The sequence below is a fragment of the Rhodococcus sp. IEGM 1307 genome (genome assembly GCF_030056915.1).
Classification (GTDB): Bacteria; Actinomycetota; Actinomycetes; order Mycobacteriales; family Mycobacteriaceae; genus Rhodococcus_F; species Rhodococcus_F opacus_D.
Genome location: NZ_JASHKW010000002.1, coordinates 25,008 through 45,555, shown reverse-complemented (window position 1 = coordinate 45,555; position 20,548 = coordinate 25,008). Strand labels below are relative to the sequence as shown.

Genomic DNA, 20,548 nt, shown 5'->3' with positions numbered 1-20,548 from the left:
ACCGTCGGGTCAGTCGGGCAACCCGTCCAGGACGGCACGGGTTCCCGACAGTCCCAGCCGCGTCGCACCGGCCGCAATCATGTCGAGCGCGGCCTGTGCGGTGCGGATCCCGCCGCTCGCCTTCACGCCGATCCGCCCGCCGACGGTCTGCGCCATCAGCCGCACCGCCTCCACGGTCGCTCCCCCGGCCGGATGGAATCCGGTGGACGTCTTCACGAAGTTCGCCCCGGCCCGCTCGGCGGCCCGGCACGCTTCCACGATCGCCTCGTCGCTGAGCGCGGCGGTCTCGAGGATCACCTTCAGGACCGTGTGGTCGCCGACCGCCTCGCGGACCGTGAGGACGTCGGCCAGCACCGCGTTGAAGTCGCCGGCCACGGCGGCCCCGATGTCGATCACCATGTCGATCTCCTGCGCGCCCTGGTCCACGGCGAGCCGGGCCTCGGCCCCCTTGACCAGCGAGTGGTGCTTGCCCGAGGGGAACCCGACGACCGCCGCGGTCACCAGACCCGGCGCCTTGACCGGCAGCATCGACGGCGACACGCAGACAGCGAGCACACCGAGCGAGCGCGCCTCGGCGATCAGCGCCGTCACGTCGTCGGTGGTGGCCTCGGGCTTGAGGAGCGTGTGGTCGACGAGGTCGGCCACCTGGGAGCGGGTCAGTGCAACGTCGGACATACCTGTGAGCTTCGCACAATGCCTTCCGGGGCTTGCGGCACGGCCTAGCATCGCCGTATGAGCGATCCGGGATCGATCTTCGACGAGGCGCGGCTGGAGTTCGACCGGCTGACGACGGCCGTGTGGACGCCGGCCGGGCAGTCACTCGCCTTCCAGCTCGGACTGCGTCCCGGCGACGCCGTCCTCGACGTGTGCTGCGGCGCAGGCTCTTCGGCGCTCCCCGCGGCCACCGCCGTGGGTCCGTCGGGCCTCGTCCACGGCGTCGACCTGGCCGACGAACTGCTCGAGCAGGGGCGGCTGAAGGCGTCGGAGCGTGGATTGCAGAACATCGAGTTCGTCTGCGCGGACGCCACCACCTGGGAGTCGCCGAGCACCGTCCCGGAGGCGGGCTACGACGCGCTGGCCTGCTCGTACGGCGTGTTCTTCCTGCCCCACATGGATGCCGCGTTCACCCGGCTCGCCGGCCTCGTCCGGCCGGGCGGCAAGGTCGGGATCACGGTGTGGCGGCGGGGCGCGTTGCGCGACTTCGCGAGCGCGTTCCAGGACGCCGTGGCCCGGCACCGGGAACCCGAGCCAGAACCGGCCGGGTCGCCGTTCGATCCACTCGAACGCATCGACACCCCGGACGCGCTCCACCAGTGGCTGGGCGAGCTGGGTGCGCACTCGACCGAGGTCCGGGAGCTGTCCAATAGCATTCCCGCCACCCCCGAGTTCGCCTGGGACCTCGTCCTGGGTGGGAACTTCCGTCGCGCGCTCGCCCCGTTCGACGCCGGGACGGTCGAGCAGATTCGCCTCGATCTCCTGCAGCTGCTCACCGAACGCGCGATTCACGACATCGACGCCGGCACCCTCGTCGGCACCGCCGTGGTGAACGGCCGGCGCGCGACCTGAAAGACTGTTGCCCATGAGCGCTGCTTCGACCGAGGACCACCGGTACGTTCTTTCTCTCGGCTGCCCCGACCGCACCGGCATCGTCGCCCGGATCTCGACGTTCCTCGCCGAGGTCGGCGGCTGGATCGTCGAGGCGGCGTACCACGCCGACGCCGACACCGGCTGGTTCTTCACCCGGCAGGCAGTGCGTGCCTCCTCGGTAGACATCTCGATCGAGGAACTCCGGGAGCGCTTCGCGGCCGTCGCCGCCGAACTCGGCCCCGAGACCGAGTGGACCGTATCCGACACCGGTGAGCGAAAGCGGGTGGTGCTGCTGGTGAGCAAGGAGGCGCACTGCCTCCATGACCTGCTCGGCCGCGCGGCCGGAGGCGAGTTGCCCGCCGACATCTGCGCGGTGATCGGCAACCACCGCGATCTCGAGACCGTCACCAGGCAGCACGGCATCGACTTCCATCACGTCCCGTTCCCGAAGGATCCCGCCGAACGCGGGCCCGCGTTCGAGCAGGTGCGTGAACTGGTCGACGCCCACGACCCCGATGCCGTCGTGCTGGCGCGTTTCATGCAGGTGCTGCCCTCGGCACTGTGCGAGCACTGGGCCGGCCGGGCGATCAACATCCACCACAGCTTCCTGCCGTCCTTCGTCGGGGCCCGCCCCTACCACCAGGCATTCGCCCGCGGTGTGAAGCTGATCGGCGCAACCTGCCACTACGTGACGGCCGAACTCGACGCGGGCCCCATCATCGAGCAGGACGTGATCCGCGTCGACCACGCAGACGAGGTCGCGGACATGGTCCGGCAGGGTCGCGACATCGAAAAGCTCGTGCTGTCCCGTGGCCTGCGCTGGCATCTCGAGGACCGCGTCCTTGTCCACGGCCGTAAGACGGTGGTGTTCAGCTAGTTTCGTCGTCCCGCTACTGGGACGGCAGCAACGCCAGCACTTCCGGGACGGGCCGCAGGTGGGCGGTGAGGATCTCCAGCGCCTGGTCGGCGTCGACGGCGTCGAGTGCGGCGACGAGCGCCCGATGCTGCGCGTTGATGGTGTCGAGCCGCTGGGGTCCGACGTTCAACGCGCGGACGGCGACGCGTTGCTGCCGCGACCGCAGCGAATCGTAGAGTTCGGTGAGCACCGAGTTCTGCGCTGCGCTGACCATGGTCAGGTGGAATTCGCGGTCGAGGCCTGACACCGCGAACCAGTCCTGTTCGCGGCCCGCGGCTTCCATCGGCTCGATCAGATCGACCATGTGCGCGGGTGCGCCGACTCCCCGCGCACACAGGGTGGACACCGCATGGCCTTCGATCAGCAGCCGGGTCTGGTAGACCTCTTCGAGTTCGCGACCGGTGACCGTGCGCACCTGCGCACCCTTGCGCGGAAGCAGCGTGATGAACCGTTCGGCGGCGAGCCGGTGAAACGCCTCTCGCACCGGGGTGCGTGAGACTCCCATCGTCCCGGAGACCCAGAGCTCGTCGAGGAATCGGCCGCCTTCGATGGACCCGCGGATGATCTCGTCCCGCAGCCAGACATAGACCCGATCTCGTGCCGGTCCGGATTCACCGGTGGGCCCGGCGAGCGTCGATGCCGACATCTCGATCCCTTCGTCGAACGGTCCATCGGATTGACGGACTCGTAACAAATTGATCATACAAGCTATGGACACACCAAGTATCCTCTGTGTATACATGACATATACAGAGCGATGTGGGGGCGGTCACAGCGCAGTGACCGCCGAGAGCCACCCGCTTCCGGCAAGCGACCCCCCGAAAAAAGGAGACCACCAGCATGTACAGCACCCCCGCCGATCGGCGTTACGCGATCTGGCTGTCCGACCCGAGCTTCGCCGCAGCGGAGATCGCGCGCGGCATCGGCTACGGCGCCGTGGTCCTCGACATCGAGCACGGATCCTTCGACCTCGCGGATCTCGAACGGTTCATCCCGTTCCTGCGCAGCCTCGGCATGGAGGTCCTGGCGAAGGTGCTCGGACCCGAACGCGGCCCCATCCAGCAGGCGCTGGACTTCGGCGCGACGGCTGTCGTCATCCCCCACATCGAGAATGCGGCTCACGCAAAGGAAGTCACGGCATTCGCGAAGTTCCCGCCACTCGGCGACCGGAGTTTCGCGGGCGGCCGCACCACCAACTACGGCGGTTTCACCGACGAGTGGGTCACGGAGCAGGACACGTTCACCCGATGCTACCCGATGATCGAGGACGCCGGAGCGATCGAGAACATCGCCGAGATCCTGGCACTCGACACCGTCGACGGCGTGTTCGTCGGACCGTCCGACCTCTCCCTCCGCCGCGAACGCGGGGCATACTCACGCGAAGAGGGTGACTTCACCGACCTCGCCGCGGTGGCCACGGCCGCCGCCGAGGCGGGCAAGCCCTGGGTGCTCCCGGCATGGAGCGTCGAAGAGAAGGAGTTCGCGGTGCATTACGGGGCCGACCAGATGGCGCTGATCATGCAGCACGGCGCACTCGCCGCAGGATTTGCGGCACCGTTCGAGCAGATCAAGCAGATCAGGGAGTCACGATGACGACCCAGACGTCGGGACCGGTATCCCCCGACAGCGCGGAAGCGGCGGCCCACCCCAAGGTGGGCCGTGCCCGGTGGACCATCGCCGGCGTTCTCGGCGTCGGCATGTTCGTCAACTACATCGACCGCGTCAACCTCTCGATCGCCGCCCCGGAGATCATGCGCGACTTCGAGATCAGTGCGTCGCAGATGGGCATGGTGTCCTCCGCATTCCTCTGGACGTACGCCATGCTCCAGATGCCGATCGGATCGTTCATCGACAAGATCGGCGTCCGGTGGGTCAACCGGGCGGCGGCGTTCCTGTGGGCGGTCGCCTCGTTCGCGTCCGCCGCCGCAGGTGGTCTCGGCATGCTGCTCGTCGCCCGTCTGGTCCTCGGCGTCGGCGAGGCGCCGACGGTGCCCGCAGGCTGGAAGGCCATCGGTCAGTGGTTCCCCCGGCAGGAGCGTGGAACCGCCACGGCCATCTTCGACGGGTGCGCGAAGATTTCCAACGTCATCGGCATCCCGATCATGGCCTTCCTCGTCACCACGTTCAGCTGGCACGCGGCGTTCATCTTCACCGGCATCCTGTCCGTCGGTTACCTGGCCGTGTGGTGGCTGCTCTATCTCACCCCGAAACAGGCTCTCGCCAAGGGCCGCCTCAGCCAAGCGGAATTCGACTTCATCCGGGCCGGCGGCGCGGAGGACGAAGACGCCGAGACGGCCGGGTCGCTCAACGGACTGGGTTACCTGCTGCGCCGGCGCAAGACGTGGGGCCTGGCGCTCGGCTACGCGTCGTACACCTACGCCTACTACGTCCTGCTCACCTGGCTGCCGGCCTATCTGGAGAAGCAGTTCGGGGTGAATCTGCTCAAGGGCGGCATCTACACGATGATTCCGTGGCTGGTCGCCGTCATCGCGCAGTTCCTCATCGCGGGCATCCTGATGGACCGATGGCTGGCGCGGACCGGCGACGTCACCAAGGTGCGCCGAACCGTGCTGGTGGTCAGCCTGCTCGCGTCCCTCGCGGTGACGGGCGCAGCGTACGCGGGATCGATCGCCGTCGCGCTGATCTTCCTGTCGATCGGCGCAGCCGGACTGGCTGTGTCCGTTCCCGCCGGATCCAGCATCGTCGCCCTGATCGCCCCGCAGGGGTACACAGGATCGCTCGGCGGAATAGTCAACTTCGTCGCCAATCTCCTCGGGATCGCGGCGCCCATCGTGACCGGCATGGTGGTCGACTCCACGGGCTCGTTCGCGGGGGCCTTCCTCGCGACCGGAGCGGTCTTGATCGGCGGAATCTTCTGTTACACCGTGGTGCTCGGCAAGATCGAACGGATGCCGGCACCCGTCACTTCGGAAAGGCACTGACATGGTCGACATCGCAATCGCTCAATTCGCACCGGGTTCGGACAAGCAGGACAATCTCGGCCGAATCGCGAAGTTCGCCGAGGAGGCGGCGGCGGGCGGCGCCCGGGTACTTGCAGCACCCGAATACGCGATGTTCACGGTCCCGACGATGGACGAGCGGTTCGTGGACTCCGCCGAATCCCTCGACGGCGAGTTCGTCACCGGGCTCGGCGAGATCGCCGCCCGCCACCGGTTGATCCTCGTCGCGGGAATCAACGAAGCGATCCCGGGCGAGCGCCGCATCTTCAACACCCTCGTCGCGGTTGCCCCCGACGGCAGTATCGCCGCCGCGTATCGGAAGCTGCACCTGTACGACGCATTCGGTTACAAGGAGTCGGACTTCGTGCAGGCCGGCTCGATCGGCGAACCCGAGACGTTCACCGTCGACGGCGTCACCTTCGGCATGCAGACGTGTTACGACCTGCGGTTCCCGGAGGTGACCCGGCGCATCGTCGACTCGGGCGCGGACGTCCTGGTCCTGCCCGCCGAGTGGGTGCCCGGCCCGCTCAAGGAAGACCACTGGACCACGCTCGTCCGCGCCCGGGCCATCGAGAACACCATCTACGTCGCCGCGGCCGACCAGAGCGCCCCGGCCGGTTCGGGTGCGTCGATGATCGTGGATCCCATGGGGGTGGTGATCGCGTCCCTCGGTGAACGGGTCGGGACCGCGATCGGCACCGTCTCCCCCGAGCGCATCGCAGAGGTCCGCGCCAAGAACCCGGCGCTGTCGCTGCGCCGTTTCGGTGTGGTCGCCAACCAGTAGATTCCGACGTATTTGTCAGGCTCACACGCTATTGCGTGTGAGCCTGACAAATACGCGGGCAACTGTCGGATCAGAGATTGCGCAGCCGGACGATCTCCTTGTCGAACTCGTCGATGCTCTCGACGGAGCTCATGTGGCCGACGCCGGGCAGGACGATGAGCCGCTCGAGGTGACCGGCCTCGTCCAGGACGCGAGCGAGCTTGCGGGCGTGGACGGGTGGGGTCAGTCGGTCCATGGAGCCGACGAGCACCGTGGTCGGGACGTCGAGGTTGTCGAGAGCCTCGTGGATGTCGAGGCCGCTGAGCGCGGCGCCCCAGCCGCCGCGGATGCGCGGCTTGCAGTCCCGGACGATGTTCTCGCAGAACTGGACTTCGGCGCGGGAGGCGTTCGGCGACATCGACACGTACTGGAGTGCGCGCGTCATCACCGGCGACGACACCAACGGAACCGGGGTGCTCAGGACGGCGCGGCCGACCGGAACCGGCACGCGCGGAAAACGATTCGGCAGCGGGATGACGGTGGTCTCGGCGATGAGCCGATCACAGGCGGTGCTGGCGAGCAGAACTGCCGACGCGTACTTCTTCACCTCGTCGGGGTGACGGCCTGCCCACGCCATGATGCTCATGCCACCCATGCTGTGACCGACGAGCACGGCCTTCTTGTCGTCACGCACCGTCGCCTTCAGCACCTCCGACAGGTCGTCGGCGAGGACGTCCGGGCCGAGCGGGAGCGAGCCGACGGTGCTGCGGCCGTGCCCACGCTGGTCGTAGGTGATGACCCGGTACTCGTCCGCCAGCGCGTTCACCTGCGGGTACCAGTATTCGGTGGAACAGGTCCAGCCATGGCTCAGCACAATGGGATCGCCGTCCACCGGACCGTAGGCGCGGACGTACAGCGTCGCTCCGTCGTCGGTGAGGATCTCCGTCACGTCCGGGCGCAGGTTCGGGGTGCGCAGCAGCTCGTTCTGCGCCACTTCGGTCGACAACGTCAACCCGCGGGTGGCGCGCTTGTGGCGGATCGCCGCTGCCGCGGCGACGACGGCGCCCACTCCGGCTGCGCCGGCGAGTGCCCGGAAGGCGATGGTGCGCGAACTGCTGGTCATTCCTGCCCCTGTCCTGTCTAACTTGCTCTGTTGGTGTCTGTGCTCGTCGCCGGGCCCGGTGTCTCACCGAGTTGCCGGGCCGCCCGTTCGAGTGCCTTGGAGATCTGTTCCTCCATCGCCTCTTCGAACAGCGACTGGACGGCATCGCGCGTGAGGGGACGCATCTGGTCGACGAGCCGCGCGATCTCCGAGACTTTCGCCTCGTCGAGTTCGAGCGGCTCGCCCTCGGCTGCGAGGTAGCGGTCCGCGACGACGGCGACGAACCGCGCGGCGACGTCCGAGAGGTCTCGTCGCACCGCCGCGGTCTGTTCGAGGACGTCCTCGAGCGGGATGCCGGCGTCGACGAGAACCTGCGCAGCCTCGACCAGTCGTGGATCGTTCACCGAGTAGTCGCTTCCGGAGGGAACGAGCACTCCGAGTTCGGTGCCCTTGGCGATGTTGGCCTCGGTGGTCTGCGCACCGAACATGCGTTTCAGCTCGGCGATCGTGAGGCGGGCCGCTCGCCTGCGCTTCTTCCACCGGCTGCCCGGATCGTCGGTCTCCAGAACGTCCTTGACCTGGAGGCCGTAGTGCGCAGCCGTGAGGAGTTCGCTGATGGTGGCGAACGTGTAGCCGCGATCGAGCATGCGCCCGATCAGGTGCAGACGGGCGAGGTGCGATTCGTTGTACCACCCGGTGCGCCCCTGCTTCCGTGGCGGCGGGAGCAGTCCGCGGTCCTGGTAGACGCGCACGTTGCGCACGCTCACCCGCGCCTCGCGCGCGAGGTCGTCGATCCGGTATTCCTTCATCGGACGATGTGCGCCCGTCGGAGCAGCAGCCGCGACGGGCCGCCGACGAGTCCCGCGGCCGGGTGGGCATCGCTCACTGAGTCACGCAGATGGACGACGGACATGTCAGCTCCTCGGTAGCCGTGTCACCACAATAGCATTGTCACAATGCCCATTGTCATCGTTTGGGTGCACGAGAGCCACGCCTTCACGTGCTCATGGGGTGGGGAGCGGCTACCAGCGAGGCCCGCGCTGCACGTCGTCGACGCGCGGGCGCACGTCCACGAGATAGACGCACACCGCGACGACCGCGACGATGCCGAACAACTGCACGGCCGGGAACAGCAGGAGGACGAGGAACGCGACGGCGAGAATGCTCAGCCAGATCGGTTTGCTCAACTTGTCCACGGCGGTGAACGCGTCTTTGCGCTGGCGAGCCGCGTGGAACAGCGCGTACGCAGCACCACCCAGGGCGACGATGCGAATCACCAACAAGATCACCGAGACGACGCCGTCAACTTGAATCACAGCCCCATCCTACGAGGTCGACACGCAAACGGCCCCCGCACCGAACGTGCGGGGGCCGAAAAGCGTGAAGGATCAAGCCTTCTTGACCGGAGCAGCCTTCTTGGCCGGAGCGGCGGCCTTCTTGGCCGGAGCCGGGGCCGGAGTTGCCGCAGCCTTGGCCGGAGCAGCCTTCTTGGCGGGAGCGGCGTGCTTGGCCGGGGCAGCCTTGTCGGCCTGAGCCTGGACGTCGGCAGCGGTGGCGTCGACGCGATCGGCAGCGCCCTTCGACGCTTCCTCGGCCTGGTCGCCCAGGTCGAGAACCTTCAGGGCAGCCTCGTCGCCGGCGTCGGCGATGGCCTCCCCGAGCCCCTCGGCGGTGTCGGAGATGCGACCCGAAGCGCGGCCCGCGAGCTTCGCGGCCTGCTCGCCGACGGCGCGCGTCTGGCGTGCAACGGTGCCGAGAGCTTCCTCGGTCAGCTCGACGGCGTCACCGAAGGCGGTCTCGGCGCGGCCGATGCCCTCCTCGACGACCGGCTGCTTGCGGATGCGCTCGACGGTGTCCTCGCCGCGCTCGGCGAGCGACGTGTACAGGTCGGAGGCGACCTTCAGGTAGGCCTCGGCGACCTTGCGCAGCTCGTCGGCGGTGAACTTCTCACGCAGCTCGGCAAGCTCCTCGGGCAGCTCGGACGGCAGTCCGGCGAGGCGGTCGCGAAGGTTCTCGACACCCTCGGTGACCTCTTCCTGGAGTCCGGCGATGCGCTCCTTGGCGCCGCCGACACGCTCCTCGACGTCGCCCTGGGTGGACTCGGCGCGCGAGCGGACCTGGGCGACGACGTCGGCCACGGCCTGCACGACGACGTCGCCGGCGCCTACGGCCGCGTACAGCGAGGTCTTGACGCTGTCGATGGTCTTCTGGTCAGTCATCGGCTTTCTCCTGTTCAACGGTGGGGGGTTCTGGTTCCGGCGTCTGGGAATCAGAACGCTGGTGTTCTTCTGTCCGAAGCTCGGACGTCCGGGATTCGGCCGCTTCCGCCGATTCGTTCTCACGACAGAACGACTCGTAGATCTCGAGCAGCACTTGCTTCTGCCGCTCGGTAATGGCCGTATCCGCGAGCAGAGCGTCACGGAGGGGACCGTGTGGCCGCTGCTCGAGGTAACCCGCCTGGACGTACAGGACCTCCGACGACACCCGGAGACCCTTGGCTATCTGCCCAAGCACCTCGGCCGAGGGCTTGCGCAACCCACGTTCGATCTGACTCAGATACGGATTACTGACACCGGCCAGCTGCGCCAGCTGCCGCATCGACACCTGGGCCGCTTCGCGCTGGGCACGAATGAAACCTCCGATGTCGTGAGCGGCGTTGCTGACTACGCGAGCTGCCAGATCTCCTGCACCGGCTGCGTCGCGATCATCGCTTGCCATCAGTCCTCCGTGTTGCTGGGCAGAACCAAGCCTAAAGCAGGGTGCTAGCAATTGCAAGCACTCTGTTAGCACCCAGCTAGCGGACCCTCCGCCGAGGCCGATGTCAGCCGAACAGCAACGTCGAGAACGTGTAGATCAGCAGCCCCGCGATCGACCCGACCACGGTGCCGTTGATGCGGATGAACTGGAGATCCCGTCCCACCTGCAGTTCGATCTTCTTGGACGCCTCCTCGGCGTCCCAGCGCTCGACGGTGTCGGAGATGATCGCGGTGATCTCGTCGGTGTAGTGGACGACGACGTAGCGCGTGCCGGCGAGCACCCACCCGTCGACCTTGGCCCTCAGCTCGTGGTCGTCGCGCAGCCGCTCACCGAATCGCACGACGTTCTCCGCGACCTTCGTGCGCAGCGTGCTGTTCGGGTCGTCGACGGATTCCATGATCAGGCGCTTGGCGACCGTCCACGTAGCCGCAGCGAGACCGGTCACCTCCTCGCGCCCCATGATCTCGGCCTTGATCTTCTCGGCCTTCTCCATGGTCGCGGGGTCGTTCTGCAGGTCGTCGGCGAAGTCGACGAGGAAGCGGTTGGCCGCCTGCCGCACCTCGTGCTCCGGGTTGGATCGCACCTTCCAGGTGAATTCGACGAGCTCCCGGTGGATCTTCTCGCCGAGCATGGCGTCGACGAACTTGGGCGACCAGGCGGGCGAATCGCGGCTGACGATCCGGTCGATGGTCTCCTGACTCCCGAGCGCCCACTGGTGCGCCCGCTCGGCGAGCAGATCCAGGATCGGCAACTGCCGGTTCTCGCGCAGGAGTTCGCCGAGTACGCGCCCGATCGGCGGCCCCCACTGGGGCTCGGCCAGCCTGCGCACCAGGGTGCTGTCGATGATCTGCTGCACGTCCTCGTCGCGCAGGATCTCGACGAAGCCGCGCAGGATGGTGGCCGTCTCGGCAGCGACACGCGCGGCGTGCTTGGGCTGCGCCATCCACCTGCCCAGCCGCAGCGGGATCTCCGCGGCCTCCACCTTGGCGGACACCACCTCGGGGGCGAGGAAGTTCTGGCCGACGAAGTTGCCGAGGCTCGCCCCCAGCTGGTCCTTCTTGCGCTTGATGATCGCGGTGTGCGGGATCGGCAATCCGAGCGGATGCCGGAACAGGGCCGTCACCGCGAACCAGTCGGCCAGCGCACCGACCATGCCTGCCTCGGACGCGGCCCGCACGTAGCCGACCCACGCCCCCGCGCCCCGCGATTCCTGCCACCTGCACACGAGGTACACCACGGTGGCGAACACGAGAAAGCCCGTCGCGACAGCCTTCATCTTGCGGAGATCGCGACGCTTCGCGTCGTCGTCGAAGGCGGAAAGGCTCAGTTGATCCACAGACGCCATTGTGCCCAAGGACGGCGGGAAGGCGGCAACCCAGCCGCTGGACGCGCGCCCGCACAGACGGCGTTGTGCCGTGCGACAAGACCGGAGCACTAAGCTGACAGGAGATCGCGACACGAAACGGATGTGAAGAGACTCAGTGGCGAACGACGACGTGAAGGATCCTGAGCAGGTGACCGAGTCGATGACGAAGCTGGACAAGGCGGCAAAGCCCGATGGGCGCAAGCGCCGCTGGCGTGAGCACAAGATCGCGCGCCGAGAAGAACTCGTCGACGGAACGATCGCCGCCATTCGCTTGCGTGGACGCGACATCGGCATGGACGAGATCGCATCCGAGATCGGTGTCTCCAAGACGGTGCTGTACCGCTATTTCGCGGACAAGAGCGATCTGACGAACGCGACCATGGCGCGTTACGTGGAGACCACACTCGCCCCGCGGATCTACGAGGCCATCGGCGGCGACCTCGACGACTTCGAGCTGACCCGCGCCACCATCACGGCGTACGTCGAGACGGTGGCGTCGGATCCCGACGTCTACCTGTACATCATGGCGAACGGCTCCGGCCCGGGCCGCGAAACGGTCGCGGACTCGGAACGGATGATCGCGGAGGTGCTCTCCACGGTTCTCGGCGAGCGGCTGCGGCAGATGGAGATGGACTCCGGCGGCGCCGTCCCCTGGGCGTACGGAATCGTCGGCGGTGTGCAGCTGGCGACGCACTGGTGGATCTCCAACCGGTCCATGTCGGTCGAGGATCTGATCAACTACCTGACGATGATGACCTGGGGTGGCGTCACCGGTATCGCCGCCGTCAACGGCTCGCCCGCGCGATTCAATGCGATCCCGCACCCGCTGCGCCCGCCTGCGGCCGAGGCCGACTAGCGCCGAAGGTTTCTTGTGTAACTATCAGTTACAGGTAAACTCGCCTGTGTGAACGAACACGAGGAAGAAGAAGAGGGCTACCGCGGCCCCGCCGACGTCGTCGTCGGCGACCGTCCTGCCGTGACCGTGCAGGTCCAGTTGGCGGGAAACTTCGAACCCATCAGCGGTCGGTACGTCTGGCACGGCCGCGTACGCACCCTGACCGACGTCCTCGGCGCCGATGCCGACCTGTCCGCGGGCACCGAGCTGCAGATCACGGGCCCGGATGGCACGGCCACCGCCCGGATCACCGGGATGGACCTCTGGGGAAGCCATCTCGTCGACGGAGTGACGCCCCCGCCGTTCAGCCGGGTGTGAACTCGAAGTCCGCCGGTTCGACCGACCGCGTCCGTCGCCAGTAGCGCACGGTCGAACCCGGCCAGATAGTGCGGTTGACGCCGTGCGAGTCCAGGTACCAGCTCACGCACCCGCCGGTGGACCACACGCCCTTTGCCAGTTTCCGTTGGATGTCGGTGTTGAAGCGGCTCTGCACGGCGGGCCGGACGGCCGCGGAATCGGCGCCGCGCCGGTCGACGAGATCCATCAACTCCAGTGCATAACGAATCTGCGACTCGATCATGAAGACCACCGAATTGTGACCGAGCCCGGTGTTGGGGCCGAAGAGGAAGAACGCGTTGGGGTAACCCGCGACGGTGATACCGAGGTGGGTGCGGATCCCGTGTTCCTCCCATTCGTCGGCGAGGCGTCGGCCCTCGACCCCGGTGAGGTCGACATTGTCGAAGCCGTCGGTGACGTGGAATCCGGTGGCGTAGATGATCGCGTCCACCGCCCGCTCAGCCCCGTCGCCCGCGACGATACTGTGCGGGCGTACCTCGGCGATGCCCTCGGTGATCACGACCGTCTTCGATGAGATCAACGCCGGGTAGTACACGTCCGACCCCAGGATCCGCTTGCAACCGATGCGATAGGACGGGGTCAGCTTCCGGCGAAGTTCGGGATCGGTGACGGTCCTGTTCAGGTTCTTCCGCGCCGCGCTCTCGATCGGCCGCATCAGGCGGGAGTGCCCGTTGAACCCGAGCGCGAGCGATTCGTAAGTCCAGTAGACCGCGGCACGCACCATTCGACGGGCCAGCGGGACCCGGCCCAACAAGCGCCGCGCCTCCGGCGGAATGCTGAAGTTCAGGCCGGGTATCACCCAGGGCGGCGTCCGCTGATACAGCTGCAACTCGGCTACGTCGCCCACGATCTCGGGAACGAACTGGACTGCGCTGGCGCCCGTGCCGATCACCGCGACTTTCTTGCCCCGCAGGTCGTAGTCGTGGTTCCACTGCGCCGAGTGGAACGCCGTTCCCTCGAAGGTGTCGGCGCCGGGCAGATCCGGGACGTTCGGGATGTGGAGGGCGCCGATCCCGGACACGACGAACTGGGCGACGTACTCGTCGCCCGACTCGGTGTGGACGTGCCACCGTTGCCGTTCGGCGTCCCAGTGCCCGCCCGTCATCGTGCGGCCGAAATGAATGTTGCGCCGCAGGTCGTACTTGTCGGCCAGGCCGCGCAGATAGTCGAAGATCTCCTCCTGTCCCGACCACATCCGCGTCCAGTCCGGGTTCGGCTCGAACGAGAACGAGTACAGGTGCGAGGGCACGTCACACGCACAACCCGGGTACGTGTTCTCCCGCCAGGTGCCGCCGACCTCCCGCGCCTTCTCCAGCAGGATGAAGTCGTCGCGTCCCCGCTTGCGGAGCTGGATGGCCGTGCCCAGACCGGAAAATCCCGTCCCGATCACCAGGACACGACACCGGTGCACCTCGCCGCCCACGACTCCATGTAACGCTCCTGTGGCACTGTTTGTACATGGCAGACAAGGCACGCGGATTGTGGAAGACGCCGGCGATCGAGGCCCTGCGATCGCGCCCGGGTCAGCGGATCGCCGAACTCGATTGTGGGAGCACACCGGGGTTCGTCGGCGACAAGTCGGACGGGGTCGCGCTGCTCGAGGAACGCGGTGCGGTGCTGTCGTCCCTCCAGGAGAAGCTCTACGCCAACGGACGATCCGGCGACGGCCGGTCGGTGCTCCTCGTGCTGCAGGGCATGGACACCGCAGGTAAAGGCGGGATGGTCCGCCACGTCATCGGGCACGTGGATCCGCAGGGCGTGGATCACGCGTCGTTCGGCGTGCCCACACCCGAGGAGAAGCGCCACCACTTCCTGTGGCGGATCGACAACGCCCTGCCCCGCGCCGGGCAACTCGGCGTGTTCGACCGGTCGCACTACGAGGACGTGCTGGTGGTCCGGGTTCACGATCTCGTGCCCGCCGAAATCTGGAGCGGCCGCTACGACGAGATCAACCATTTCGAGAAGGAACTCGTCGCCGGCGGCACGACGCTGGTGAAGGTCGCGATGTTCGTCTCACTCGACGAACAGAAGTCGCGGCTGCGCGAACGGTTGGAACGCCGGGACAAGTACTGGAAGTACAACCCCTCGGACGTCGACGAGCGCAAACTCTGGCCCGCGTACCAGGACGCGTATCAGGCGATGCTCGACGAGACGTCGACCGATTACGCGCCGTGGTACGTGGTTCCGTGCGACCGCAAGTGGTACAGCCGGATCGCGGTCAGCGAGCTGCTGATCGACGCCCTGGAGAAACTGGACCTCGACTGGCCGCCCGCCACTTTCGACATCGACGCGGAGAAGCGGAGGCTCGCGGACTCCTGAGACCTTCCGGAAATGCCGCCGTCAGAAGAGGTGCGGCGTTTCGTGGTGCAGCCTGTGATCGTGACGCACGGCTCCTCCGTACAGCGCCATCGCTCCGGCCAGCGCGACGACGCACAGAGATCCGGAGATCACCGCCCAGCCGCCCTGCCCCGAGCCTGCGGCGACGAGGAACCCGCCGAGACAGACCACCGACAACAACACGAGAGCGAAGCTGACCCAAGCAGCGAAGAGATTGAGTTTCACGGCACTCACCTCACCTTCGAGAACGTGGTCCCGACGCTACGCCCGACCTGCATCGACGACAAGGCAGGCCGGTTTTCTTCGCGCCGCCCTGGGTAACCGGGAGTCATGAACCTCGAGAGCCTGTTCCGGAAGGCGGAATCCGCCGGGTTCCTCGACGGAGGCAGCCGGTTCCTGCAACAGCGGATCCAGGGGGCGCTCGGTTCGTCCGGCGCGGGTGCGTTATTGCGCGGATCCTGGCTCGGGCACCCCGTGCATCCCGTTCTCGTCAGCCTCCCCATCGGTGCGTGGGTCGGCGCGACCGTCTTCGATCTGGCGTTCCGCGATCACGTCGGCGCACGCAGGCTGATCGGCCTGGGACTGCTCGCCACTCCCCCGACGTTGGTGACCGGCTGGGCGGACTGGGCCGAACGCGATACGCGTCAGCGCCGCGTCGGCCTGATCCACGCCGAGGCCAACGCCATCGGCATCACGGCCATGCTCGCGTCCTACCTTCGCCGCAGACACGGAACGGACGCACGCGCTGTCGTCACGAGCACCGCGGGACTACTCGCGATCGGTGTCGGCGGCGCGCTCGGCGGCCATCTGACCTACGCAATGGGCGCAGGAGTCGACGGGGTGCGGGAGGGTCCGGGATCGGACTCTCGCCTCGCCCCGGTGGGATGAAGAATCGAGGAACGTCATGATCGTGCTCGGACTGATCTTGCTCCTGATCGGATGGCTCACCGGCCTCACTTGGCTGTGGACCATCGGCATCATCCTCCTGGTGATCGGCGCGATCTTGTGGATTCTCGGCGCCACTGGTCGTGCGGTCGGCGGTAGGCGGCGTTGGTATTAGAACGCAACACCGGCCTGCCTGTGCCACCTGTCCTGTGACAGAGTGCTAGCCGGTCGGTTTACAAACCCGAAGTTCGGGAATCCCCGTGGCATGACGGCCATTCATCGCGAACCCAGACCTCCCGTGTGCGGCGGGCAACCGATGAGAACGGCAGCCGTCGGCACCTCGAGACGATTGAGGATTTCGATGGTCTCGGCCAACGCCAGTCCTCTCGACGTCTCGGACGGCGCCGATGTCGGGGGGCAGAGCATTCACCTCGCCGAACTGTCGGCAGCCCTCACACGAGAGGGTCACGACGTCACCGTCTACACCCGGGCGGAGAGCGAGGACGCCCCGGCGCGGGTCACGACCCCCGGCGGATACACCGTGGTGCACGTGCCGGTTGGGCCTCCGCGGCGGATGTCCGAGGCCGAGATCCTGCCGCTGATGGGGGCGTTCGGCAGCGTTCTGAAGGCCGAATGGGAAGCCGAACGGCCCGACATCGTCCACGCCCACTACTGGATGTCCGGGATCGCGACGCAACTCGCCGCCCGCACCATGGGCATTCCGGTGGTCCAGACGTTCCATGCGCTGGGGGTGGTCGAGCAGCGGTTCGAGCGCGCGGATTCGTCGAGCACCCACAACCGAATTCACTTGGAACAGTTGATCGCCCGCGGCGCCACCCGGGTGGTGGCGACGTGTACTGACGAGGTCTTCGAACTCTCCCATCTCGGCCTGCCGCGCTCGCGCACGTCCGTGGTTCCGTCCGGCGTCGACGTCGCCGAGTTCACGCCCGACGGCCGCGCCGACGAGAAGGGCAAACGCCATCGCCTCGTCATGGTCGGCCGCTTGGCGCCGAGCAAGGGGTTCGACACCGCGATCGAGGCGCTCTCCCACTTCCCCGACACCGAACTCGTCATCGCGGGCGGGCCGGCCGCCGACGACGTCGCCGACGACCCCGAAGCGTCGCGATTACTGACCCTGGCCCGGGAGACGAAGGTGCGCAACCGGGTACGGATCGTCGGGCGCGTGCCGAGGAACGCCATGCCCTCGCTGCTGCGCTCGGCGGATGCCGTCGTGTGCACCCCCTGGTACGAGCCGTTCGGCATGGTTCCGCTCGAGGCGATGGCCTGCGGCACACCGGTGGTGGCGTCCGCCGTCGGTGGTATGAGGGACACGGTGGTCGACGGCATCACCGGGCGCCTCATCTCACCGCGCAACCCGGTCCGCCTGGCCGAGGCCCTGCGACAGATCTTCGACGACGACGCCCTGCGCACGGGATACGGCATGGCGGGCTGCGATCGCGCCCGCGCCCGCTACTCGTGGGACCGGGTCGCCACCGATACCCTCCGCGCCTACGGCCGCTGCGTGTCGGCCCCTCCGCGCACGAGTCGAACCGGCGCCCACTGACGTCGGGCGCCGGTTCGGACGGTCAGGCCGTTCGGCCGTGCCAGGCCCCGAGGGCACTGTCCACGGAAGCGAAGCAGGGGTAGCTCGACTCCTGGCCCGCGGCTCTGAGCAGCCGATATACCGGCCGGCCGCAGATCATCGCCCATGTCCGCCCGTCCCGGACGTTCGTCGCGTGGACGGTGTCGAGCACCGACAGCCCCGCGGTTCCGATGAAATCCACCTTCGACATGTCGAGGATGAACTGCCCCTCGGGCGAAATCCGCGTGCACACGTAGTCGCGGAACCCCGGTGCACTGAACAGGTCGATTTCGCCTCGCACCCCTACCAACATCACCCCGGACCCGACTCGCTCGGAAGTGAATTCCGCGCTCGCACAGCGTGTCGGAGCGGAACCGACAGCCGAGAGCGTTACCCTCGGCTTGTACGTGGTACCGAACTCCGTGCCCGAACACGCCATTTCAGGTTCTGGGACCCCTGGACCAACAGACATGGCTCACCCCATCTCGAACATTGAGAGGGGAAGCGGAGCACCTGCAGACAGACCCGACCTCGGACACATGACACCGTCTGCTACGGCAGCGCTTCCCGACATCGGCTGTGTGTTCAACCTCGGTTCGAGACTACTCCCGCCTGTGGTGTGTCACAAGGAAATAACAGATACTCGAGCTCTCATTTGCCCTGGTGAGCGATTACAAACCGTTACGCACGGTTGTCCGCGCCGAAACAGCCGCGACGACACGTTCTGCGACCACGCGCAGTTTGACGTTCTCCCGCTGCGAACGCGTGACGAGGACGTCGAACGCGGTCTCGGCGTCGAGACCCCGCAACGCCATCACGATTCCCTTCGCCTGATCGATGACAGCGCGGGACCGGAGGGCGATACGGAGTTGCTCGATCAGATTTCTCGCCTCGCCGTACCGCCGGGCATTGCGCACCGCGACCGCAGCCGCCTCGACGTACAGCTCCAGCACCGACTCGTCCATGCGATGGAAGGCGTGCGGCAACAGTCCGTACAGATTCAGCGCGGCGGACTGCTCCGCGACGGGCAAGGGTACGGACAGATAGCTGTGGACGCCTGCCGGCTCGGAACTCGCGGCGTACGCCGGCCACCTCTCGTACGCCGCGGCACGGTCGGCCCGCACGGTCTCGCGGGAGCGCACGGCGTCGAGCGCAGGCCCCTCACCGAAGCGGTACTGCAACTCCTCGAGCGCCGCGAGCTCGTCCGACGTCGCGGCCACCGTGACGGGACCCGTCGGCCGGAGAACGGTGATCCCGGCCATCGCCGCACCCGGGAACACCTCGACCACCCGACGGCACAGCGTGTGCAGCACCACGTCGGTCTCGTCCACGGGTTCGAGCAACTCGAGCACAGCGTCGAGCGACACGGTGACCGCGTCGGCGTCCGCGGTCTCGACGTCATTCGTCAACGTGTGCAGGTGAATCTCGTCAGGCATCCCACTCGTCTCCCGTGACCACCATGACCCTGCCGAGGGCCTCAGGAACGCTGATCGTGCCGCCAACACTACTCGGGCAAACGTACTGATCGGACTGGTTTGATCGGTCCTGTTCTGCGGTATTCCACCTGCGGTGTCGCCGGATCGCTACCCTGACTTCTCAGCAGCGCGGGCCGACCCACCGCCCGCCGACAGCACGGTACGCCCGACCCGGAGGTCTCATGGCCATCGCCAAGACAATCGAACCCGACCAGGATCACACACATCCCGTCGTCGAACTGCGCGTGCGAGCAACGCCCGATCAGCTCTCCGTACTGCGCGCCCTGGCAGCAACCGTTGCCATTCACGAAGATTTCGACCTCGACTCCATCGCCGACATCAAACTCGCCATGGACGAGATCTGTACCCAACTGATCGTCCGCGCGACACCGGATGCGGTCCTGGTGTGCCGGCTGCAGTATCTCGACAACACCCTGCGAGTCGACGTATCGAGCACCACCACCTCGGTCGACTCCCTCGGCGAGCGTTCGTTCGCCTGGCACGTGCTCAACGCCCTCACCGATTCGGTCGATCTGAAACAGGAGCCAGACTCCGCCACCGCGGGTTTCGTGACCACCATGGAATTCACCAAGGTGAAGAACGGCCTGAGTCTGTGACGTCCCATACTCACAGTGGGGGGCACACGGCCCGTTGGCCGGACGAGTATCAGGACGTCACAGCACTCTTCGAACAGATGGCAGCCCTCGACGAGGACGATCCCCGGCGCAGCAGACTGCGCGACGCCGTCGTGACGCGCTGTCTCCCGCTCGCCGAGCACATCGCACGCCGCTTCGACGGTCGCGGCGAGGCGCACGACGATCTGGTTCAGGTCGCGCGCCTCGGCCTGGTCAACTCGGTCGACCGGTTCGACGTGGAGCGGGGATCCGACTTCGTGTCCTTCGCGGTCCCCACCATCATGGGCGAGGTGCGACGGCACTTCCGCGACACCGGGTGGGCCGTGCGGGTGCCCCGCCGGATGAAGGAACTGCACCTCGCGCTGAGCCAGGCCGTCGCCGAACTGTCCCAGAGTCTCGGCCACGCTCCCACTGTCAGCGAACTCGCCGAGCACCTGGACCTCGAACAGGAGGAGGTGGCGCAGGGGCTCCTCGCCGGCAACGCGTACCAGACCGTCTCCGTCGACAACACGTCGTCGGACCGGACCGGCGAACTGTCCATGGTGGAGACGCTCGGCGACTACGACGCCGCGATGGACGACGTCGAGAACCACGAAACCCTGCGCCCCCTGCTTCAATCCCTCCCAGAACGGGAGCGGACCGTCCTCATGCTGCGATTCTTCGGCAACATGACACAGACCCAGATCGCCGACCGGGTCGGTATCTCGCAGATGCACGTGTCCCGGTTGCTGGCGAAGACACTGGCATCACTGCGAGATCAACTCGGTGACGCGTAGGTCAGATCGTTGCCGTGTCGATCACGAATCGGTACCGCACGTCGCTGCCAACCACGCGGTCGTAGGCGCCGTCGCGTGCTGCCCCACTCGTGGCGGCCTACACCTCGACATGTTTGCGCGACCGAAAGCCCGTTCGGGGCCACCGCTGAGGCGGT

General features: G+C 67.1%; 25 protein-coding genes. 13 read left to right on the top strand and 12 right to left on the bottom strand.

Annotated features, from left to right (window positions below):
- Positions 1 to 9: 9 nt before the first annotated feature.
- Positions 10 to 675 carry a deoxyribose-phosphate aldolase gene (gene deoC / locus QM841_RS03875; RefSeq protein WP_009474772.1) on the bottom strand — a complete coding sequence of 222 codons (666 nt, stop codon included), beginning with the start codon at positions 673 to 675 and terminating at the stop codon, positions 10 to 12.
- A 57-nt stretch (positions 676 to 732) separates the two neighbouring features.
- On the opposite strand from deoC, the gene QM841_RS03870 reads away from it, so the two are divergent.
- Positions 733 to 1,566 carry a class I SAM-dependent methyltransferase gene (locus tag QM841_RS03870; RefSeq protein ID WP_283330996.1) on the top strand — a complete coding sequence of 278 codons (834 nt, stop codon included), beginning with the start codon at positions 733 to 735 and terminating at the stop codon, positions 1,564 to 1,566.
- A gap of 13 nt (positions 1,567 to 1,579) precedes the next feature.
- Positions 1,580 to 2,464: a formyltetrahydrofolate deformylase gene (gene purU / locus QM841_RS03865; RefSeq protein ID WP_283330995.1), complete on the top strand. Its 885-nt coding sequence runs from the start codon at positions 1,580 to 1,582 to the stop codon at positions 2,462 to 2,464.
- 13 nt (positions 2,465 to 2,477) lie between these two features.
- On the opposite strand, the gene QM841_RS03860 is transcribed toward purU, so the two are convergent.
- A complete protein-coding gene (locus QM841_RS03860) occupies positions 2,478 to 3,149 on the bottom strand; it encodes a GntR family transcriptional regulator (RefSeq protein ID WP_280779857.1) in 672 nt (223 codons plus the stop codon).
- 194 nt (positions 3,150 to 3,343) lie between these two features.
- Between QM841_RS03860 and QM841_RS03855 the strand changes: the two genes are divergently transcribed.
- The 3 genes from QM841_RS03855 to QM841_RS03845 are packed head-to-tail and all read left to right on the top strand — an operon-like array spanning position 3,344 to position 6,247.
- Positions 3,344 to 4,096, top strand: coding sequence for an HpcH/HpaI aldolase family protein (locus QM841_RS03855; protein ID WP_280779856.1), 753 nt, complete (start codon positions 3,344 to 3,346; stop codon positions 4,094 to 4,096).
- Complete coding sequence (locus tag QM841_RS03850; protein ID WP_009474777.1) at positions 4,093 to 5,445, top strand: MFS transporter; 1,353 nt, start codon at positions 4,093 to 4,095, stop codon at positions 5,443 to 5,445. The genes QM841_RS03855 and QM841_RS03850 overlap by 4 nt, the downstream gene beginning before the upstream one ends.
- A gap of 1 nt (position 5,446) precedes the next feature.
- The gene (locus tag QM841_RS03845; protein WP_280779855.1) at positions 5,447 to 6,247 is read left to right on the top strand and encodes a carbon-nitrogen hydrolase family protein; all 801 of its coding nucleotides are present in this window, start codon (positions 5,447 to 5,449) and stop codon (positions 6,245 to 6,247) included.
- Between the two features lie 70 nt (positions 6,248 to 6,317).
- Here the strand turns inward: QM841_RS03845 and QM841_RS03840 are convergent, their stop codons facing one another.
- From QM841_RS03840 to QM841_RS03815, 6 genes are all read right to left on the bottom strand, one after another.
- A complete protein-coding gene (locus tag QM841_RS03840; protein WP_283330994.1) occupies positions 6,318 to 7,349 on the bottom strand; it encodes an alpha/beta fold hydrolase in 1,032 nt (343 codons plus the stop codon).
- 17 nt (positions 7,350 to 7,366) lie between these two features.
- Positions 7,367 to 8,137, bottom strand: a complete 771-nt coding sequence (locus QM841_RS03835) for a MerR family transcriptional regulator (RefSeq protein ID WP_283330993.1) — start codon at positions 8,135 to 8,137, stop codon at positions 7,367 to 7,369.
- 213 nt (positions 8,138 to 8,350) lie between these two features.
- Complete coding sequence (locus tag QM841_RS03830) at positions 8,351 to 8,644, bottom strand: DUF2516 family protein (protein ID WP_005251878.1); 294 nt, start codon at positions 8,642 to 8,644, stop codon at positions 8,351 to 8,353.
- Between the two features lie 72 nt (positions 8,645 to 8,716).
- On the bottom strand, positions 8,717 to 9,547 hold the full coding sequence (tadA, locus tag QM841_RS03825; protein ID WP_283330992.1) for a major lipid droplet protein TadA: 831 nt from the start codon (positions 9,545 to 9,547) through the stop codon (positions 8,717 to 8,719).
- Positions 9,540 to 10,046, bottom strand: a complete 507-nt coding sequence (locus tag QM841_RS03820; protein ID WP_005261063.1) for a helix-turn-helix domain-containing protein — start codon at positions 10,044 to 10,046, stop codon at positions 9,540 to 9,542. Before QM841_RS03820 ends, tadA begins: the two co-directional genes overlap by 8 nt.
- 103 nt (positions 10,047 to 10,149) lie before the next feature.
- Positions 10,150 to 11,421 carry a DUF445 domain-containing protein gene (locus QM841_RS03815; protein ID WP_280779852.1) on the bottom strand — a complete coding sequence of 424 codons (1,272 nt, stop codon included), beginning with the start codon at positions 11,419 to 11,421 and terminating at the stop codon, positions 10,150 to 10,152.
- A 145-nt stretch (positions 11,422 to 11,566) separates the two neighbouring features.
- On the opposite strand from QM841_RS03815, the gene QM841_RS03810 reads away from it, so the two are divergent.
- Both QM841_RS03810 and QM841_RS03805 read left to right on the top strand, forming a co-directional pair.
- Positions 11,567 to 12,307, top strand: coding sequence for a TetR/AcrR family transcriptional regulator (locus tag QM841_RS03810; protein WP_283330991.1), 741 nt, complete (start codon positions 11,567 to 11,569; stop codon positions 12,305 to 12,307).
- A 48-nt stretch (positions 12,308 to 12,355) separates the two neighbouring features.
- Positions 12,356 to 12,664 carry a DUF4873 domain-containing protein gene (locus tag QM841_RS03805; protein ID WP_283330990.1) on the top strand — a complete coding sequence of 103 codons (309 nt, stop codon included), beginning with the start codon at positions 12,356 to 12,358 and terminating at the stop codon, positions 12,662 to 12,664.
- Here the strand turns inward: QM841_RS03805 and QM841_RS03800 are convergent.
- Positions 12,651 to 14,126, bottom strand: coding sequence for a flavin-containing monooxygenase (locus QM841_RS03800; RefSeq protein ID WP_283330989.1), 1,476 nt, complete (start codon positions 14,124 to 14,126; stop codon positions 12,651 to 12,653). The two genes, QM841_RS03805 and QM841_RS03800, sit on opposite strands and share 14 nt — an antisense overlap.
- A 35-nt stretch (positions 14,127 to 14,161) precedes the next feature.
- On the opposite strand from QM841_RS03800, the gene QM841_RS03795 reads away from it, so the two are divergent.
- Entirely contained in the window at positions 14,162 to 15,022 is an 861-nt protein-coding gene (locus tag QM841_RS03795; RefSeq protein ID WP_283330988.1) for a polyphosphate kinase 2 family protein, read from the top strand.
- 21 nt (positions 15,023 to 15,043) lie between these two features.
- On the opposite strand, the gene QM841_RS03790 is transcribed toward QM841_RS03795, so the two are convergent.
- A complete protein-coding gene (locus QM841_RS03790) occupies positions 15,044 to 15,274 on the bottom strand; it encodes a hypothetical protein (protein ID WP_016882734.1) in 231 nt (76 codons plus the stop codon).
- Between the two features lie 96 nt (positions 15,275 to 15,370).
- On the opposite strand from QM841_RS03790, the gene QM841_RS03785 reads away from it, so the two are divergent.
- From QM841_RS03785 to QM841_RS03775, 3 genes are all read left to right on the top strand, one after another.
- Complete coding sequence (locus tag QM841_RS03785; RefSeq protein WP_283330987.1) at positions 15,371 to 15,928, top strand: DUF2231 domain-containing protein; 558 nt, start codon at positions 15,371 to 15,373, stop codon at positions 15,926 to 15,928.
- A 16-nt stretch (positions 15,929 to 15,944) separates the two neighbouring features.
- Positions 15,945 to 16,100 carry a DUF6131 family protein gene (locus tag QM841_RS03780; protein WP_005251863.1) on the top strand — a complete coding sequence of 52 codons (156 nt, stop codon included), beginning with the start codon at positions 15,945 to 15,947 and terminating at the stop codon, positions 16,098 to 16,100.
- A gap of 174 nt (positions 16,101 to 16,274) precedes the next feature.
- On the top strand, positions 16,275 to 17,489 hold the full coding sequence (locus QM841_RS03775; protein WP_411194622.1) for a glycosyltransferase: 1,215 nt from the start codon (positions 16,275 to 16,277) through the stop codon (positions 17,487 to 17,489).
- A 22-nt stretch (positions 17,490 to 17,511) separates the two neighbouring features.
- On the opposite strand, the gene QM841_RS03770 is transcribed toward QM841_RS03775, so the two are convergent.
- Together QM841_RS03770 and QM841_RS03765 are read right to left on the bottom strand one after the other, a co-directional pair.
- Positions 17,512 to 17,820 carry an STAS domain-containing protein gene (locus QM841_RS03770; protein WP_005251861.1) on the bottom strand — a complete coding sequence of 103 codons (309 nt, stop codon included), beginning with the start codon at positions 17,818 to 17,820 and terminating at the stop codon, positions 17,512 to 17,514.
- Positions 17,821 to 18,178: 358 nt separating this feature from the next.
- The gene (locus QM841_RS03765; RefSeq protein ID WP_283330986.1) at positions 18,179 to 18,943 is read right to left on the bottom strand and encodes a GAF and ANTAR domain-containing protein; all 765 of its coding nucleotides are present in this window, start codon (positions 18,941 to 18,943) and stop codon (positions 18,179 to 18,181) included.
- A gap of 221 nt (positions 18,944 to 19,164) precedes the next feature.
- Here QM841_RS03765 and QM841_RS03760 point away from each other — a divergent pair, with 221 nt between their 5' ends.
- Entirely contained in the window at positions 19,165 to 19,599 is a 435-nt protein-coding gene (locus tag QM841_RS03760) for an ATP-binding protein (RefSeq protein ID WP_009474792.1), read from the top strand.
- On the top strand, positions 19,596 to 20,393 hold the full coding sequence (locus QM841_RS03755) for an RNA polymerase sigma factor SigF (RefSeq protein WP_005251853.1): 798 nt from the start codon (positions 19,596 to 19,598) through the stop codon (positions 20,391 to 20,393). The genes QM841_RS03760 and QM841_RS03755 overlap by 4 nt, the downstream gene beginning before the upstream one ends.
- The last annotated feature ends 155 nt before the right edge of the window (positions 20,394 to 20,548 follow it).